Here is an 18,067-nt window from a genome sequence, read left to right as displayed (position 1 = left end):
GCAAGAATCGAAAACGCGGCGGACCAAGCGGTCCGCCGCGTTTTTTTATTGAAATGCTGGTTGTCCATCCGCCTGGGCTTTGTTAGCGGATTACGTCCAAGTTCGCGGTCCCGCTAGAACTTAGGTACTGGGCCCGGAGGTTTGCCTTGGTAACGTGCCTGAGCGAACTCGCGGTACCAATTGGCGGTCGTTTCGATCCACTCGCGACTTCGCTTGCTCGCGGTCGGCTCGATTGATTCGATGCGATCGGCAAATTGGTGCATCGTTTCATGCGTGTGACGAATCATCGACAATCGTTTCAAGCGTCGATCCATTTTGCGGAGCATTTTGTGGCTGATACGATCCATTGGATCGATCAAGTTCAGTTGGACACGGCGTGATCGTCGCCACACAATCACGGATAGGATCAGAAACATCGGGCCTTGCACGATGCGGAAAATTGCCAACAGTGGATTGTTCGCCCGAATTGCTACGATGAACGCATTGATCGAAGACAAAACCGAGTCCGCGATTGTTGTGTCCGTCAGTTGGGGTGACCAAGTCGGTGAGGACGATTGGTTTTGAGTTGGATCGACATTCAGCGTCGAATAACGATGCCCGGGCGTGGATTCGACAGGGAACCACGTTTGCGTTTTCGCATCGTAGGCTTCCGCCCAAGCGTGCGCATCGCGGTTGCGGGCGAGCCAAAACGCTTTGTCCGGTTCCAATTCATCCACGACATATCCCGTCACATACCGTGCCGGAATCCCCTGGGCTCGCAACAACGCGACCGTGCCTGATGCAAAGTACTCGCAATGCGCTGCATGCCGCGTCTCGAAAAAATAGAGCAACGGATCGACGCGATTCGGAGGAATGGTTGGGCTGAGTGAGTAGTCGAAATTGTTCACAAAGAACTGAACCACGCGGTCGGCCTTTTTCCGTACGTCCGTTTCATCGCCACAAATTTCGTACGCCAGCGGCTTTAGAACGCCACGCAATCGCCTCGGGATATGCGTCAGCATTTGCAATCGAACCAGATCCAATTCGTCTTTGGGTGGCTGCGACGCGGTCGCGATGATGTAAGGGTGTCGCACATCCACGCCATGATCGACCAATCCGTGATGGTTTACGACCAAGCTGCCACTTTTGGCTTCCATCCAACGGCTGCCAAGCGGCATGAAGACGGTGGTGCCTTTGAAGGGGATGTTTCGCACTTCGATCGTTTGCACCGGTTCAGTGCTTGAGTCTTCGTTGGCGTCGCTCGTTAAATAAAATCGTTGCAGATTTGCCATGCGGCTGCTTTTTAGGGCCGTGGTCCCCGGCCCGGATGATTCCACGCTGTGGTTCATCAGCGAGGTTTGGTAGGCATATTCGTCAATGACGTGCGGGGTGGCGATGTGCCAATGCCGGTTCTCGTAGTAATCGAATGCCGTGCCTCGCAAGTATCCAGGTGAATTGCTCGAGAAAACACACAAGGCGACTTCGTCGGGGCTGGCTACCTTGTTATTGCGTATCGATCCAATCGTAGATCCATAGACATAGCGGGTTCCTGAAACCGCCATGTTGTTAAACGTGGTATCAAGGGTGTTTTTTAGCGTTGATTGAATTTTCGATTGTACCTGTGGCAGCGTCGCGCTCGTCGCCTGGGCAATCGCGCCGGTGACAATCACGATCGCGGTTAGCGTCAATGCTGACAGCGCAATGGCGGTGCGATTGCGATTTCCTGCGGGCCCCGTTTTCAGGGCGGGGGTGTTCCACGGGCGTGTTGTTGACGTCGATCGCGACGACGATGATGTCTTCCAAAATGCCCCGCGACCTAAAATGTTTTGCGATGCAATCGCGTAACCGAGACAAACACAAAATCCGATCGTGGTCTGTCCCGCGTTACTCTTGGTAACACCCCCGGCCGCCACGCTCATCAAAACGACGATCAACCCCAACACTAACATCAAACCATGGCCGTCAGCTCGACGCATCACCCACAGAAATGCGATCCATGCCAACGCGGTATGCGACAACAAATCGGCCCCCATCCCGAACGGATTGACCGATTTCATTGTCATGTAGGGCAACATGTGAGCGACAAAAACCGTCGTCAAACAAAGAAGTCCAGTGAAGAGAGCGAAAGGACGTGATCGCCACCACGACCGCTTTAGCGAGCCATCCGCGGCGCGGTAGTGGTGTTCCAACCAACGCTGGATCCACGCCGCCGCCGATGCAACGACCGTGATTACGATCAGCGTCGTCCAGCTATTGAACGTGTTCGCCACAAAAACGCCCAGCGTCAAAAACAATACGACAATCGTCCACTGATGACGCGAAAACATGAGGTGCTAGACTCCTTGGGCGACGAGCAACGTAAAGCGGAGGCGATTCACAGGGGATGGTCGATCGACAAGTCCCTGCTAGGGCGTTCGCAGTAATTGCCGACGGCGTTTTTACGGACCTCGTAATGCCCCCCTAAAACGGTTGAACTAACCATTCCACTATGCAAGCGAGGCGGACTACGACGAGGACTTCCAACCACGTCGCCCAGCAACCGCGAACGTAGCGTATTCTACAGTAAATTCACGTTTGTGGGGGCTCTGCCGCCCGTCGTATTAGCACCAATTATTTTGGCGGCAAAGGGCGATCGCTTCCTCGCTGACCTGCTCGAGCGATTTACCCTCCGTGTTGATCTGGGCATTGGCCACCTCATCGTAAAACGGATGACGGGTGGTCAGCAGTTCGCGGATCTCGTCCAGCTGGCTCAATGGGGTAAGCGCGGGCCGGTTGGCGGCGGTCCCCTCGTCTGCAGCGATTCGCGCTGCGAGCGTCTCTGCGTTTGCGACCAACCAAATGCAGTGGCCGCTGCTTCGGATCTTTTCACGATTGGATTTTCGCAAAATCGCTCCGCCGCCAAGTGCCACGACGGATGGCGATTCCGTTGCGACGACGTCCAATATCTCGGATTCGATGTCTCGGAAAGCTTGTTCGCCGCCATTGGCAAAGATTTCGCGGATACTGCAGCCCGCGTGACTTTGGATGCGTACGTCCAGATCCACGACCGCACAACCGAGCGAGTCAGCCAACCGTGTCGCCACGGACGTTTTCCCCGTGCCTCGATAGCCAGTCAAATACAGATGGGTTGTCAACAACGTCTCGGTCACCGTAGGAATGAAAGATCAAAGATCGCCGCGGTTCGCCGTGTGATCCTAACGCGGAGGATCAATGGGAACGCTGCTGGGCTACATCCATCGGACAATCAATTTTCAACATCCTACAACGTCATCGAATTTTCGTACACCAGCGCGAACGATCTAGTCGCAGCCGATTGGTTCGGCCCTCGATGGGGTTCGACAACCGTGTTCACGCCGATCCAGGATCAGGCAGCTTTTTGTAGTAGATGTATTTTGCGTGCCCGTGGGAATCCCAATCCGGAATGATCCCGGCGGTTGTGTAACCACATGATGGATAGAAATCCGGCGATTGGTTTGCCATTGCGTCAACGTACGCGTAGCAACATCCGCGTGCCCGCGCAATCGACTCGGCCGTCTGCAGCAAACGAGAACCGATGCCGATCCGCTGCGATTCGGGGTGAACGGACATGATCGAGATCTTAAGCCAACGAAGGTGCGTCGTCGCAATCAGCCCACCGACCTGCGTGTCCTCAAGAAACGCAGCCAGACATAAGGGGGTAGAGTCACGCTCGAGCGATGACAACGCTTTCATGAAGTCATGATTCGTCCTCCAGTTGTGATCGCGAAGCCAAACGCGAGTTTGTTGTGACGCGTCCGACGTTGCGTCACGCTCGGTGCGGACGATAATCTTGGGGCGGTCGACGTTAAACATGACTTGTTTCAGTACGGAGAGCGACCCGGATTGCTCCGGTCGCAACAGAAGACTGTCCTTGGCGGTTGCATTCGATGACGCCGCACAGATGCAAGCGGTGGAACGCGGAACAATTGCGGATCGCAATATCGAACTCAATCATGCCTACCATACCGTCGTCGCACGGATCCAGCTAGCGAATTGTTGTTGCGGTGTTCGCAAATTCACGACAAAGTGATCTCCGTTGGCATTTCGACGTGATCGTTTGTATCGCCATGCAGCGGAGGACGCCAAGGGTCACGCAATTACGGCTCATTGCTCGAACAATCAGATGAATCTGAACACCACCCGAGTGCAATGACGAGAAACGTTAACATGACGACGACGAAAAGGGACTCAACGCGGACCTCTATTGCAATGAGTGCCCACCCTGCGGCAGACGTTTGGAACATGGTTTCTCGGGCGTTAAGCAGAGGACGCGGGTTTCAGGGGCTCCGGCGTCATCCGCAGAAAGCGTTGTCGACGTCAAACGGATTCGGGGTGAGCAGCGACGGCAGTGGAATCGGATCGAAGTTCCGTTTGCAAGTCCGTTTGCGGGCTTCGAGACCGCTCCAGCCGGTAGCCCAATCCACGCAGCGTGCAGCATACGGCCAACATTATTGCGCCCATCAATTGATGACTCAGTATCATCCCCGTGAAAATCACTCCGGAATCGCTTCCGGGATTTCCAAGCACGGTAACCAGCATTCCGATCTCGAAAATCGTTAATAGAAAACAGTAGACCACCCAGACGACAATTCTTGATGGGATTTTCTCGGCTTTCTCGCCCAGCGAGATCCAAATACAGGGCAGCTTTACGAGCAAGCTGACAACCCCATAGAGCGAAATCACGAACAAAAGTTCGGGTTCATGCAGCCCACTCGCATACAGAGCCCGCGTGAAATTAATGTCTTCGCCCGTCAGCATGCCGCGGCCAATCCCCATGGTCATCGCCAACAGCAACGTTCCGATCATGATGTCACGAATCGCGTAGTTGAAATTTCGTCCTGCGTTCGGACTGGCATCCGTATCGTGGATGATCTGCCAGCGAAAACAGAGTGCGGCGATCTTCAATGGCACAAAGCTCGTGATGAATCCGAACATCCATGTTACCGCCGTGCCAAGCAACGCGTCGGGATTGGTATTTCCTTTTTCAAGCGTGATCCCCCACGCGAGGCCGCACCAGGAAACGACCAGCAGCAGCAACGTCCAGGGAAGCCGTATCCAAAACGTGCCTCGAACCAGGGTTCCCCACACGCAGATGACTGTCAACTGCGCTGTCACGATCCCCAGCACCAGCATCCCAGGAATTGGCTCTCTGAGGCAGGTTGCCGTTGCCACGTCGGCGACGAAGAAGCCGATGCTACACAAACCGACCAGCAGGAACAGCCCGGGTCGACGCCCAACCGTTAGCGTCCTGATTGGCATTCGTGGCTTGTCTGTCATGGCGGGCTCGTTCAACGTGGCGTTTCCTATCCGAAAGAGCGGCGTTATCGCGTTTACTGCTTGGGGTGCGTGTTCCGAATCGAATGGCAACACCGCCTGGGCATCGTGACAAATCCGAGTGAGATCGAAACCGCCGCTGATCTGAACTGTCATCGCGAATAGCACCACTCGCCCCAGACCAGCACGCTACGCTGCGGATGCTACAGGTCGTAATGTACCGGAAATTCCTTCTCGCCAGCGTTGCGAGCTGTGCTACGTGGGTGAGCTTCAGATAATGTCGAGATCACGTGGTACAAATCGCATTTGCTGGCGGCTGCGTGTGGACGTTACTTACCGGCGTGTTCACAAACCGAGCGGCGGGTGAGTTCGGCAACACATTTGTCCATCGTCGATTTCAGTTGAGTAGGATCGAAGGGTTTTGCGAGGTAGTCATCCATCCCGGCCGCCAGACAACGTTCTCGGTCGCCTTGAATGGCATTCGCGGTCAGTGCCACGATCACAATTCCCGCGTCCGTTCCGCTTTCGGTCTCCTTTTCGCGGATTCGTTGCGTCGTAACAAATCCGTCCATCGTAGGCATTTGGCAATCCATTAACACAATGTCGTAGGGCCGCTGCTCTAACGCCTCGAGCACTTCAAGGCCGTTTTCGACGACGTCGCAATTCCAACCAAATCGTAGCAGCATTTCACGCGTGAAGAGTTGGTTGATCTTGTTGTCTTCGGCCAACAAGATGCGAGGTCCCGATGTCCGCTTTTGCATCGCCGGTTTTGGTGCCACGGGTTTGGCGTCCGGTGTGGGCGAAACGCCCGCTTCGCAAAGTGGGAATTTGGCAGTAAACCAAAATCGTGATCCCACACCCTCGCGACTTTCGACACCAATTTCTCCGCCCATCTTCTCGACGATGGCTTTGCAAATCGAAAGCCCCAGTCCCGATCCACCGTACTTGCGATTGACGGAACTGTCGACTTGAGAAAACGATTGGAACAATCGATCGAGCCGGCTCTCGGGGATGCCGATGCCTGTATCGGTGATCGAAAACAGGATGGTGGTGTCGTGGGTGGATTGCTTTTGACGTTCGGCCCGCAGGTTGATTTCGCCTTGTTCGGTAAACTTGATCGCGTTGCTCAACAGATTCACCAACACCTGCCGTAGTCGATGACTGTCTCCGACCACTCGTGACGAAACGGCGTCATCGACCGTGTGGTGAAGTTCGAGTTTTTTGTCGCCCAATCGCGGAGGCATACTGAGCACGACGTCGTCAAGCAATTGATGCAGGTCAAACGAGTGATGCTCAAGCTCCATGCACCCCGCTTCGATCTTAGAGAAATCCAGCACATCGCTGATCAATTCCAACAACGCCTTGCCACTGCTTTGGCAAGCACTAACGAAGCGACGTTGTCGGTCATCCAGTGGCGAATCGGCTAACAATTCGGTCATCCCGATCACACCATTCAGCGGAGTACGCAATTCATGGCTCATGCTTGCCAAAAATTCGCTCTTCGCAGTACTCGCCCGCTCGGCTTCGACTTTTGCAGCCATCAAAGCCTGTTGGTTCTCGCGACGCTGGGTGATGTCAATTTGGGTAACGATGAAGTTGCACAATACACCGGATTCGTCAAAGACCGGATCGATCTTCAAGTCGATCCAGATCCCATCACGTGATTTTTTATAGACAAAGACTTCAACGGCGACACTTTCTCGCTTTTGGATCTTTTCATCGATCGCACGCACCGTATCGAGATCGGTATGTTCGCCGATCAAAAAATCCTCAGGTTTTCGTCCCACCACCTCGGACGCTTCGTATTGAGTCATTTGCGTAAATGCTTCATTGACCCACTCGATGTTACAGTTCGCATCCATGATGAACACGGAGTGTTGCGTTTTGCTGGCGACTAACGAAAGTTTCGAGATCAATTGATGAGATTGTTGCAATTCGTCCTCAGCCCGTTTGCGGTCCACAAAGACCCCGACGGTGTCGGCGATCGACGAAAGTGATTCGAGCGTGTCAATTTTTAGAGGATGCTCACTAAACAATGCCATCACGCCGACCACGTGCTCACCCACGATCAATGGATATCCGGCAAACGCAACGAGGTGATGCGTTTGTGCCCATTGCAGATCCTCGAGTTCAGGATCGCTTTGCAATTCGTTGGTTAAGAAAGGTCGGCCGCGTTCCGCCAAGCCGCCGACGCAGCCTTGGCCTACAGGAATTTGTGAGTGATCTCCGTCACGATGCGTGTATAACCCTGCGCTGGCTTGTAGTTCCAACACTGTTTGTCCAGGATCGATCGTCCAAATCCGCGCAAAGGATACCTGCAGTCGGTCGACGATCGCTTGGCAACACGTTTGCAAACCGGTGTGCAGCAAATCGGCACGCGACAATGCGACTCCGACGTCGGCCGTCAACATCGCCAAACGATTGCGTTCGGCCAGGACTGCTTCGTTTCGTTTTCGCTCGGATATATCTCGCACCACGGTGACGAACCGTGGCGGTTCATCGTCCGGCGCTATGTATTGCACAAACAGATCGACCGGGACATCGCGTCCGTCCTTTCGCCGAACCACCGTCTCGGCACGCTGCATGGTGGTTTCCCCCGACTGCAAACTGATGATCATCCGCTGCAAATCATCTGCCGACATTCCTACATCAATGTCCCGTGGTCCTAGTTGGTACAGCTCTTCGGCCGAATAGCCCAGTAGTTTCGTGGCACCGTGATTGACGTAGTAAAACCGACGAGTTTCGGGGTTGAGCATGAACACCGAATCGTGCGTTTGGTCCAGCGTTGTTTTGAATTGGTTCAGCTCAATTTCGTGTTTCTTCCACTGCGTTAAATCGACGTGGCTGCCAACCAGCCGATACGGACGACTATCACCGTCGCGGCAAACGGTAAAGGCGCGAGAGAGCACATGCACATAATGCCCGTCTTTGTGTCGGATTCGACATTCGATTTCAAATTTGTCGATTTCTCCGCGAATGTATTGATCGAGTCTCTCGGCGACGGTTTGTCGTTCATTGGGATGTAACAACTCGAGCGCCGCGTCAGCGTCGTCGCCAATGTCATGGCGTTGGTAGCCCAACATCTCCAGAAATCGTGGCGAAAAGAATACTTGGTTCGTTTCCAGATCCCACTCGAAAATGCCGTCGTTGCATCCGAGCATCAGCACGTTGAACTGTTCGCGACTGACGTGCAGCTCTTTCTCAAGTGCATCTTGCTTCGCCAATTGCTCTTCGACTTTCTGCTTGGCTTGATTTAAATCAGCCGTGCGCCGGTCGACCAGTCGCTCGACCATTTCGGTTTTGCGAAACACATAGGCTGCAAACACACTCAAGAAGACGGACGTCAGCAGTCCGAGGAATAACGTCGTACGTGGGGTCGAAGCGCGGCGTATGTCGATATAGTCGGCGTTTGCCGTGCAGTGAAGTGTCCAGGTCCGCCCGGCTTGTTGGATAAAACCCTCGTAATAAGGAGGTGCCGGTCGATTCCCCGCCTCCCATTCCGCCGATGCGGATTCGGCGGAAGGTGTTTGGGCCAGCCTTGATTTGTGTAAATAGGCCGGGCGTGTGTCACGCGGCGCCGTGTTTTCAAACAGTTTGACTTCGATTCCCGCCGGGGCTAATGGCTCGAGCGCATTTTCGAGTACTTGATCCAGACGCAATCGTCCAACCACAAACCCTTTCAACTTTGGCGACGATTTTATTTCGGACGTTCGGTCGCCTTGGTGATAAACCGGCGACACCAACATCACCTGAAACCGTTCCGCAGGGTCGTCGCTTGAAAGCGCTGGGGATGCCGTGACGTGCTTGGACGCCATCGCGATTGCAAACGTATCCCGCAACGCAGGGACGAAATTTAGATCTTCGCCCAGCTCGACTCGCGGGTTGTTTTCGGGATATTTGTAGGTGACCGGAAAGTACGTTTGACGCTGCGACGCGGGCTGCAATTGCCCGTCCTCGCCACGCTGGACAATGCGTCGGGCTGGTTCGGAATCAGACCCGCCCTGCTCAAATTCGTCCTGCTTAGTCCCATCTTGCTCAGTCTCGTCCTGTCCAGACTCACCTTGCTCATAGGCCGATCGCTGCGGGGCATCGACATGTTCGACCCAAGTGATGGCATCGAAACCGACGCGTGCCGGTTCCATCTGGTCGACGAAACGCAGAAATTCACTTTGATTGACACTTTGGGAACTGCTGTAAAGCGCGTGGACCGCGCGAATCAGATCGATCGGGCGAGCGAATTCGGATTCAAATACCGCGACGCGCTCTTGTGCCGCCCGTTGAAATCCCGTTCGGATGGCGTTTTGATCGAGGTTTCGCATCTGATGATGCAGGTAATTGGTGCAGATCACTCCCGCGAAAAACAGCACCAATGGTAGATACCATTTCATCGATCGACTGTGCAGGATCGGCATAAAGAGGGAACGTCCTGAAGCGACAATCGTTGTCTTGTTTATTCGCCAAATATCCGAAGCGTATTCGTTTGCCACGCGGTGCGGTCACGACAGTTCAGTGCATCTCGATAAATTCTAATCGATTTGCCCGAGCTTTCCTACCACGACCGGATTGGACGCAACGCATGAATTCGCTGATTTTCTACGACGCCGCAACCTCGGTTTGGCTCTGCTGCTTCAAAATCGGGACGTATGCGAGACAGCGGTTCACCTCGGTCCGCAAATCATCGACAAGTGTGTGGATCTGATCCAATTCCCCCGCTTTTCCTGCGGATTCGATTTCAAACGCAATCGCTTGTAATTCGTGTGCGGCAAGGATCCCAGCGATCCCTTTTAGTGAGTGGGCGGTTTCACCGATCGCAGCGGTGTCGCCGGTCTGCACCTGGGACACGATTTGCTCCAGCCTTGCGACGCTGTCTTGTTCAAAGGACTGAAGCAACAGTTCGGCGAAGGTGACATCGCCCATGCAACGATTCAGGAACTCTTGTTTGCAGATCGGCGGTGATCCCGATGGAATTTCGTCCTGCGGAGCATCGGATTGCGAATCAGCGTCGGACAAATTCGCTTTTGCCAACCATTTCGCCACAATCTCGCGCAGTTGCGGGGGACTGAAGGGTTTTGCCAGATAGTCGTCCATTCCGGCGTCAAGACAACGCTGGCGATCTCCCTTGAGTGCATTGGCCGTGACCGCGACGATGATTGACTCTCCCTCGAGCTCGCCTCTGGATTCCATCAGCCGGATTTCTCGGGACGCCGTGAATCCGTCCATGATCGGCATCTGGCAATCCATCAAGATCAAATCGTACGGCTGTGCTTTGAGTCTCGTGATTGCTTCCACGCCGTTCAACGCGGTATCGCATTCCCATCCCTGTCGCCCTAACACCTCAAGCGCGAGCATTTGGTTGATGTCATTGTCCTCGACCAGCAAAATTCGCACAGAATGAGGTTGGTTTACTGCCGATGACATGTCTTGCCTTTTCCTACTACAGGTGACTTCATGCTGGATCCGTTCCGTCATGAATGCGATATCCGATTCGTGCTCAATTTCTGAACGTCTAAATTAAATTTGTTTTGTCAGCAGCGTTGCGAGACTGTTTTTGCGATGGACCGAGCGATCGAGGCGTTGCCAGAGGTCACAGCGGAATCTTTTAGCTCAAACGCGAGCGTTTGCCACCTGCGTTTTCCGTCACAGGCCCCCATTAGACGCCACCCGGCGGGACTAGTGAAGCTATACAAAAGTTCAATTCGACTGTGCGTTTGCTGACATCGCCCTCTGTAATCCCATCATCGTCTGCTTGTTTGACAAGGCTCGATGAATAATTGTCTAAATTGCATTAGCCCGGTTCGCCCGCGTGAGCAAGCGTTTGTCTACACAATGCTGCGTTTTCCTCGAGTTTTTTCGCTTGAAGCGCCGTCGCTTTAATTACCAATACAATTGGTTGCATTTGGGAAAGCGAGCTTGAAATCGAGCCAAGCATTGCAGGGAGACCCATGCGGCGCAAGCGGCGATGCCAAATTCCGCCATGCCCATCACCGACGTCCATCACCGACGTCATCGTCTAGCCCCGGACTTAAACACACACGTATTTAACACTCGAAGGGATAGAAAAGTTTCGCTGTTTGGTTGGAGATAGGGTTTTCCCACGGCAGTCCTACAAAGATAGGACACAATTATCCGGTGGCTCACTTTCGGGGGGGAATTTCTGAACAATATCCGGATCCGCCCGATTCCCAATCGGTTTTTTGCGGATTCGCAGAACCTGATCGTCCGGCTTTTGATGGCGGCCAAGAGGCCGCAAAATCGGAGCGATTAGGGAATTGTGTCCGGATTTGCTGGCCCGCAGCGATGCCGAGGGCATACGATAAAGGATGTGGCGGCACATTGAATCGTGGGTTCCTTCGCGAGGTTCAGTCATGATTACTACATCCGAAGCTGGATTGGCGGGCGTCGTGGCCGGCCAAACGGCGCTCAGCACGGTCGGCAAAAAAGGATTCGGGCTGACGTACCGGGGTTATTCGATCGAAGATCTGTCCGAGCACGCGTCCTTTGAGGAAGTCGCTTGGCTATTGCTTCACGGTGAATTACCCATTTACGAGCAATTGGTGTCCTTTTCTGAAGAATTGCGTCTTCGTCGTTCGTTGCCTGATCGGTTGAAACAGGTTCTCGAGATTTTGCCTCGGACTTCACATCCGATGGATGTATTGCGTACTGGTTGTTCTGTGTTGGGATGTTTGGAACCGGAGGAATCGCCGGAGCAACAGACTGAGATTGCGATGCGGCTTCTGAGTTCGTTTCCATCGATGTTGTGTTATTGGCATCACTTTCATCACGGGGGCCAACGAATTGAAGTGGAGACGGATGACGACAGTATCGCGGGCCATTTTCTTCATTTGTTGCATGGTCATCCGGCTGCCGAACATCTGCGTCGTGCGCTCGATGTGTCGTTGATCTTGTATGCCGAACACGAATTCAACGCGTCCACGTTTGCAGCGCGGATCACGGCATCGACGATGTCCGATCTGTATTCCGCGATCGGGACTGGCATTGGAACATTACGAGGCCCGCTGCATGGTGGAGCCAACGAAGCGTCGATGGAATTGATTGAAACCTATGTCAATGCCGACGCCGCAGAACAGGGCGTGCTCGACCAACTTGCTGCGAAACAAAAGATTATGGGCTTTGGTCATCGCGTTTACAAAACCGTCGATCCTCGTTCGGACGTGATCAAGCGTTGGTCGCACACACTTTGTGACGAAACCGCACTGCTGCCGCTATACGAGATTTCCGAGCGAATCGAAGCGGTGATGCGGCGTGAGAAAGGACTCTTTCCGAACCTCGATTTTTATGCGGCTACCGTTTTTCATTGCCTTGGCATTCCGACAACAATGTTTACGCCGTTATTTGTGTTTGCGCGAACCGCAGGTTGGTCCGCTCACGTGTTCGAGCAACGCAGTAACAATCGTTTGATTCGCCCAGCCGCCGAATACCACGGCCCCGGCCCGAGAGTGTTCGTCCCGATCAACGAACGAGCATGACTGCGAACAACTTGGCGTTGGCTTCCACTGTGTCATCCGCACAAGTTAGTTCTCACGTCGCAAAAGCAATCCTCATCACCCCCTGTAGCGGAACTCGTCAAGAGTTTCGTCCGGCATCCTCGTAACGCACCTCGTCAACGGCCTGTTGTTTTAGTCGTACGATGGACTTCCTAGTCCGTCGAATGCGCCATTGACGGACTGGAAAGTCCATCATACACCCCTTGCCGCAGGAAACTTCATTAAATCAACAAGCCGTCAAGAGTTTCGTCCGGCATCCTCGTAACGCACCTCGTCAACGACTTGTTGTTTTAGTCGTACGATGGACTTCCTAGTCCGTCGAATGCGCCATTGACGGACTAGAAAGTCCATCATACCCCCTTGCCGCAGGAAACTTCATTCAATCAACAAGCCGTCAAGAATTTCGTTGGGGCTTTGAGCGAAAGCCTGCGATGTAGATGAGTAGCGGAAACGCGATCGCTGCTTCACAGGCTAGCAGCCTGTGCTACTTTGCAGCCTTTGCTACCGCTTTACTTCAATGTCGGTTCGCCTTGTAGGTATCCCAGCGAGGCCAAGAATCGATCCATCGCTTTGACCGTCGCTTGGTAGTTTTCAGGCTTATTGAAATTAAAGAATCCATGTTCTTGATCTTCGTACAAATGCAAGTCACAGCGGCGACCGTTCGCTTCCATGTTCTTTTTGTATCGCTCGGCCGTCTCGACAGGAATCAGTTTGTCTTTGGTGCCGAGCAACACAATCGTCGGTGGCGTCGTCGCGCTGATGTTGTGCGCCGGTGAAATGTCTTGCCAATATTCTTTGACTTTACTGTGCGACCAACCGCCGACGGGGCCGTTGTCAAATACGGGATTGAACAACACCAACGCGTTGGGGACGCAGCTAACGCTGGTATCTTCGCCTGCTTCGTTGAACGCCTCGGTGGTTGCAGTAGCAGCGGCGACATGGCCTCCGGCGGATCCACCACCAGCAATCACCTTGTTCGGATCAATCCCCAACTCGCTGGCGTGCGAGCGAACCCAGCGGATCGCGGACTTGCCGTCTTTGACACATTCTTTGGGAGTCGTGTTGTGTTTGCTTTTGACGCGATATTCCGCGGCGATTGCCACGATTCCACGTGAGGCTAGGTACTCGCAATGCGGATAAAATTGGCTTGGACTGCCGCCCACCCAGCCACCGCCGAAAAAGAAGACCGCCACGGGGCGTGAATCGGTGGCCTTGTGATCAGCGGGTTCAAAGACGTGCAATTTTAGCTTGGTGTCCCCCACCGACTTGTAGACAAGTCGCTTGTCAGGCGAGAACCCTTTGGTTTCAAGTGCCTGGGCCGAAGGGAGCGAAAAGCAAAGAAATACGAGGGTACAAATGCACGAGAACGCTTTCATGGTGATACTCGGAGGCGTTGGGGAAGGGGGGAAGCAAGAAAACTTTCGCAATGAGTGTAGTCAATTGTGGCGTGTCTCGCGCCGCCATCAAGAACGACGCGAGACCTCCATCGACTTTTCCCCCGAAAACAACGCCGCGAGATCGCGCTACAGCTTTGACTTCAAGAACTTGCTTCGCTCGGTCGCGAATTTTTGCAGCGACATCGGCTCGGTTGCTCCTTCGTGCGAACCGTCACCAGATCGCGTCGCGGTGAGAAACGCTTCGGTCGAATCGAGTTTGCGTGTGTCCGCTTTCACGACCGGGGCGATCAAGTCGCGATAACCGGTGACCACTGGACCGAGCGTCGACCAATCGAGCGACTCGTTAGCTATCTCTGCGATGTATTGCATGTAACGCTCACGTAGTTCGGGCACGGCCAACAATCGACTACGCAGCGGCATCCGTTCGCTGTCGAGCCCCACCAGCGGATCCAAGTCGACCCCACCGTGGCCCGGACCACCGCCACCGGGACCTCGACGTCCTTGACGGCCACGCCCCTCGAAATCTCGGGCGCCGCGTTCCTGGCCGCCAGGTTCTCTGGCACCAAAGTCACGAGGACCGGGCTCACGAGGACCGGGCTCACGAGGACCGGGCTCACGGGGACCGGCGTCACCAGGGGCACCGGGACCGCCAAACCCACCTGGACCATCAAATCCACCGGGGCCACCAGGTCCACCAAATCCACCAGGTCCTCGGCCTCCAGGGCCCCCACCGTGCGCCGACAATGCGAAGGCTTCGTTCATATCGTGTGGCACGAGGTGGAACTTTCCGTCTGCATCAAGAAAAATGCTGTAGTCGCTCGCACGCGTCCAGTAGCCATCGCCGTTGACCAAGGCAACGTCCAACGCCAAGAACTTCAACGCACCATCGATATCGAGGATCGGATCCAACGCGGATTCCAATTGATCCGGCGGAGTTTCATTCAGCGTTCGGCATAGTTCGATGAGCGACATCCACGCCTTCTTGCCATCGTTGGATTTCATCTCGTAGCGGGCTTTGTATTCGTCGAGATCCGTGCCAAGGTAACGCAGGCCGCCATCCGCACCCGGGTTTCCGCTGACCTTCCAGCGTGTGCCCTTGGACGCTCCGAAATTTTCCTCGAGGAAGATTTTGTCAAACTGTTGCACGCTGACATACAACCCCCAGCTTTCGCCGTTAATGACGACGTGGACAAAGTTGGCTTTGGGCGTGGGGATGTATTGCCGAGCAATATGCGAGTAGACCACCGAACTCATCATCGACGGATCGCCATGACAATTCAGCAGGTTCAATGTCTTGTATCCATCGATCCGCTGCTCGTCATCCGCCATGTCAAGCGAAATGTTCAAGGGGCGTTTGCTGCCGCGAGACACATGTCCGTAGGACGACATGCCGCGAAAATGAACGCCGACATTGGGGTAGACTTTTCCGTCGATTTGCATCTGAGCAGCGACATCGACGTCGGTTCCATGAAAATCTTCGAGTTCCAGTTCCCAGTCGTCATTTTCAAATTCCAGGAATACCGTACGCAAGACCTCGGTGTCGTAAAGCGGTTTGTCAGGGTAGTTGGCAACGTCCGCCGGCGAAACCTTCGGTCCCGGGGTTCCAGGTTCGGTGGCGGGGCCGCGGCCACGCATTCCCCCAGGTCCACGCATTCCCCGGCGTCCACCTTCGATCGCTCCGTCGGCGTCAGGTCCACCGGCGTCAGGTCCACCGGGACGGCGCCCCGCAGCACGTGGTTCCCCATCGGGGGCCGGTCGGTTTGCGGCCGACGCGTTTTCCTGTTTGATGCTTTTACGTGCCACCGCTCGCTCGGATCGGTCAAGCCATCCATTTTTGTCTTGATCAAACTGCTCGAGCAGCTTGCGTTCTTCACGATTCATGCCGCCGGGGCCTCGCATCCCCGGACCTCCGAAACCGCCTGGGCCTCCGAAGCCGCCTGGACCACCCGGTCCTCCACCGCCAAATTCAAACGAACCTGGGGGTTGAGCGTATGCGATCACGCCCAGCACCATTACGGTGCACGTCACGAGACAAACAGGGACACGTAGTCGTTTCATTGAAATGTTTTCCTGGACTTTGAAGTGGATTAGCGGCTTTGACGAAGTTCAACGCTTTGGACGCCGTCGATTAGGTTCAATTGGTTGATCAGGTCGGTGGGTTTGGCATCGGGTTTCAATCGGACGCGATAGTTCAGATCGAGCGACGCGCCTTGTTTGCTGGTTTCCCCAGACGTCAATTCCACCTTGGAAAGTAAACGGTCAAAAATGTCGCCCAGCATCAAATCGGGATCGCGTCCGATTCCAAGTCGGATGGACAATCGAGCGTCTCCGGCAAATCCGCTTGCCGTTGTACTGTCGTGTCGCGGTCGCACCAAGAATGCCGCGATGCCGGTCACGGCCATGCCGACGATGGCGACGATCAATTGGTCTGCACCAACCGCCATCCCTACCAACACGGCAAAGATGACAAAGGTGATATCGTGGGTGTCTTCGACCACCGTGCGAAAGCGAACGATCGACAAGGCGCCAACCAATCCAAATGCCCATGCAACATTTTGGCCAATCACCAACGGCAACATCGCACACAGAATCGCCAACAACACCAGCGTGGCTGGGAACGTCGGCATGATCTTCTCGCTCGGTCGTACCCAACGATAGATTGCTGCGATCGTGCAACCACACAAAAACGCGATCACCAAACGAAAGGTCATCTGCAGGGCTGTGCTTTCGGACGGGGTGCCCACCGCTTCGGTTAACCAAATTGGCATGTCGCCACCTCAACTGTAGATGCGGTTTCGGTCAATTGCGGTGCGGTTAATTGCGTTTTGGTGACTTTTGGGGCGGTAACTTTGGGTTCGGCGACTTTGTGTTCGGTGGAATGTAGCGAACGGCACATCGCCGCACATTGATCCACTGGGCAACACAAAACACACTCCCGATACATCGACGTCGGGTTGGGCAGCAGCGCAAATTCATAGATCAGTGATTTAAAAATTGCAGGAAGCGAAACAAAATACTTCATCCGCACCAAATGCATTGGAATTGGGGTGGATGGGTTTTGGTTGGGATTGACCAAGTCGGAAAACACTTGGCAGCGGATATTTTGGTCGATGGTCAAACGAAGCGGTCCCTCGATCGAATCCGCATCAAATGCGAGACGGTCGAATCGGACTTTCAAGCTTCGCCGCAGCCCATGTTTGAGGATGTTTTTATGAAACCAAGCGGCTTCCCATGTCTTGTCCACTTCGTCCATCTCAAGCCGTTTTAGTTCGCTCGACGGGACGATGCTGCGGCGCAGTTTGCTCGTCTGTTTTTCACGCCGTTGTTGCTCGAGGAACACGTCCCAAGCATGGTCGATACGGCGCACCCGGTAAATCGTTTTGTCGATGGCTTTGGTTTTGGCCGGACGATGCCAATTTTCGGTGTCATAAAACAGGTCGCTGACGTCGTTGGAAGCCGGAGGATCCATCCGGCGGGAAGCCGATTCGATCAAGGCCGTCGCCGCGATGTCATCCAGGACAAAGGTGCACTCGTAACGGGGAAGGAATTTCACTTTCTGTCTCTTTGGGGGTAACGTGCTCATCGGACTTGCTGGGCGGCGTCGTTTCCGCCGTCCAATCCGGTGGCATCTAGACATGCGTCAAAACATCCCCCCCCTGGGCCAATTTTTTTCAACGAAAATCGGTCCGTCTCGACTCGATGAGCCCCTTTTGAAGAAAGTGGACCACGAGGAAGCCGATTGTCGCCCCCCAAAACGCACGACAGAATAGACACAGCGAGCAAGAAAACACCGCTGCCGAGCACGTTTGGACGATCAAAATGCCAAGGGCGAATGCGGAAAGATAGCGGCGTCCGATGCCGTCTACTTTGATACTCAACGGGTGGTCTTATAGC

At 54.4% G+C, this 18,067-nt stretch carries 11 protein-coding genes; 1 reads left to right on the top strand and 10 read right to left on the bottom strand.

What is annotated here, in order from left to right:
- Nucleotides 1-113: 113 nt before the first annotated feature.
- From ABEA92_RS00725 to ABEA92_RS00700, 6 genes are all read right to left on the bottom strand, one after another.
- Nucleotides 114-2,306: a transglutaminase-like domain-containing protein gene (locus ABEA92_RS00725; protein ID WP_345681802.1), complete on the bottom strand. Its 2,193-nt coding sequence runs from the start codon at nt 2,304-2,306 to the stop codon at nt 114-116.
- A gap of 273 nt (nt 2,307-2,579) precedes the next feature.
- Nucleotides 2,580-3,113: a shikimate kinase gene (locus ABEA92_RS00720; protein WP_345681800.1), complete on the bottom strand. Its 534-nt coding sequence runs from the start codon at nt 3,111-3,113 to the stop codon at nt 2,580-2,582.
- A gap of 214 nt (nt 3,114-3,327) precedes the next feature.
- A complete protein-coding gene (locus ABEA92_RS00715; RefSeq protein WP_345681797.1) occupies nt 3,328-3,810 on the bottom strand; it encodes a GNAT family N-acetyltransferase in 483 nt (160 codons plus the stop codon).
- A gap of 504 nt (nt 3,811-4,314) precedes the next feature.
- Entirely contained in the window at nt 4,315-5,274 is a 960-nt protein-coding gene (locus ABEA92_RS00710; RefSeq protein WP_345681795.1) for a hypothetical protein, read from the bottom strand.
- A gap of 326 nt (nt 5,275-5,600) precedes the next feature.
- Nucleotides 5,601-9,659, bottom strand: a complete 4,059-nt coding sequence (locus ABEA92_RS00705; protein WP_345681793.1) for a PAS domain S-box protein — start codon at nt 9,657-9,659, stop codon at nt 5,601-5,603.
- Between the two features lie 205 nt (nt 9,660-9,864).
- Nucleotides 9,865-10,689, bottom strand: coding sequence for a response regulator (locus tag ABEA92_RS00700; protein WP_345681791.1), 825 nt, complete (start codon nt 10,687-10,689; stop codon nt 9,865-9,867).
- Between the two features lie 947 nt (nt 10,690-11,636).
- On the opposite strand from ABEA92_RS00700, the gene prpC reads away from it, so the two are divergent.
- Complete coding sequence (prpC, locus tag ABEA92_RS00695) at nt 11,637-12,758, top strand: bifunctional 2-methylcitrate synthase/citrate synthase (protein WP_345681789.1); 1,122 nt, start codon at nt 11,637-11,639, stop codon at nt 12,756-12,758.
- A gap of 527 nt (nt 12,759-13,285) precedes the next feature.
- Here prpC and ABEA92_RS00690 read toward each other — a convergent pair.
- The 4 genes from ABEA92_RS00690 to ABEA92_RS00675 form a co-directional block, all read right to left on the bottom strand.
- Nucleotides 13,286-14,152, bottom strand: a complete 867-nt coding sequence (locus ABEA92_RS00690; RefSeq protein ID WP_345681787.1) for an alpha/beta hydrolase — start codon at nt 14,150-14,152, stop codon at nt 13,286-13,288.
- A gap of 147 nt (nt 14,153-14,299) precedes the next feature.
- Nucleotides 14,300-16,231: a CotH kinase family protein gene (locus tag ABEA92_RS00685; protein ID WP_345681784.1), complete on the bottom strand. Its 1,932-nt coding sequence runs from the start codon at nt 16,229-16,231 to the stop codon at nt 14,300-14,302.
- 29 nt (nt 16,232-16,260) lie between these two features.
- Nucleotides 16,261-16,941 (bottom strand): DUF4956 domain-containing protein, encoded by a 681-nt coding sequence (locus tag ABEA92_RS00680; protein ID WP_345681782.1) that lies wholly within the window; start codon nt 16,939-16,941, stop codon nt 16,261-16,263.
- The gene (locus ABEA92_RS00675) at nt 16,926-17,726 is read right to left on the bottom strand and encodes a VTC domain-containing protein (protein ID WP_345681780.1); all 801 of its coding nucleotides are present in this window, start codon (nt 17,724-17,726) and stop codon (nt 16,926-16,928) included. Before ABEA92_RS00675 ends, ABEA92_RS00680 begins: the two co-directional genes overlap by 16 nt.
- Between the last annotated feature and the right edge of the window lie 341 nt (nt 17,727-18,067).

The organism is Novipirellula caenicola, from assembly GCF_039545035.1.
GTDB lineage: Bacteria > Planctomycetota > Planctomycetia > Pirellulales > Pirellulaceae > Novipirellula > Novipirellula caenicola.
The sequence above is the reverse complement of the archived record's forward strand: the minus strand, read 5'-3'. Positions and strand labels throughout refer to the sequence as shown.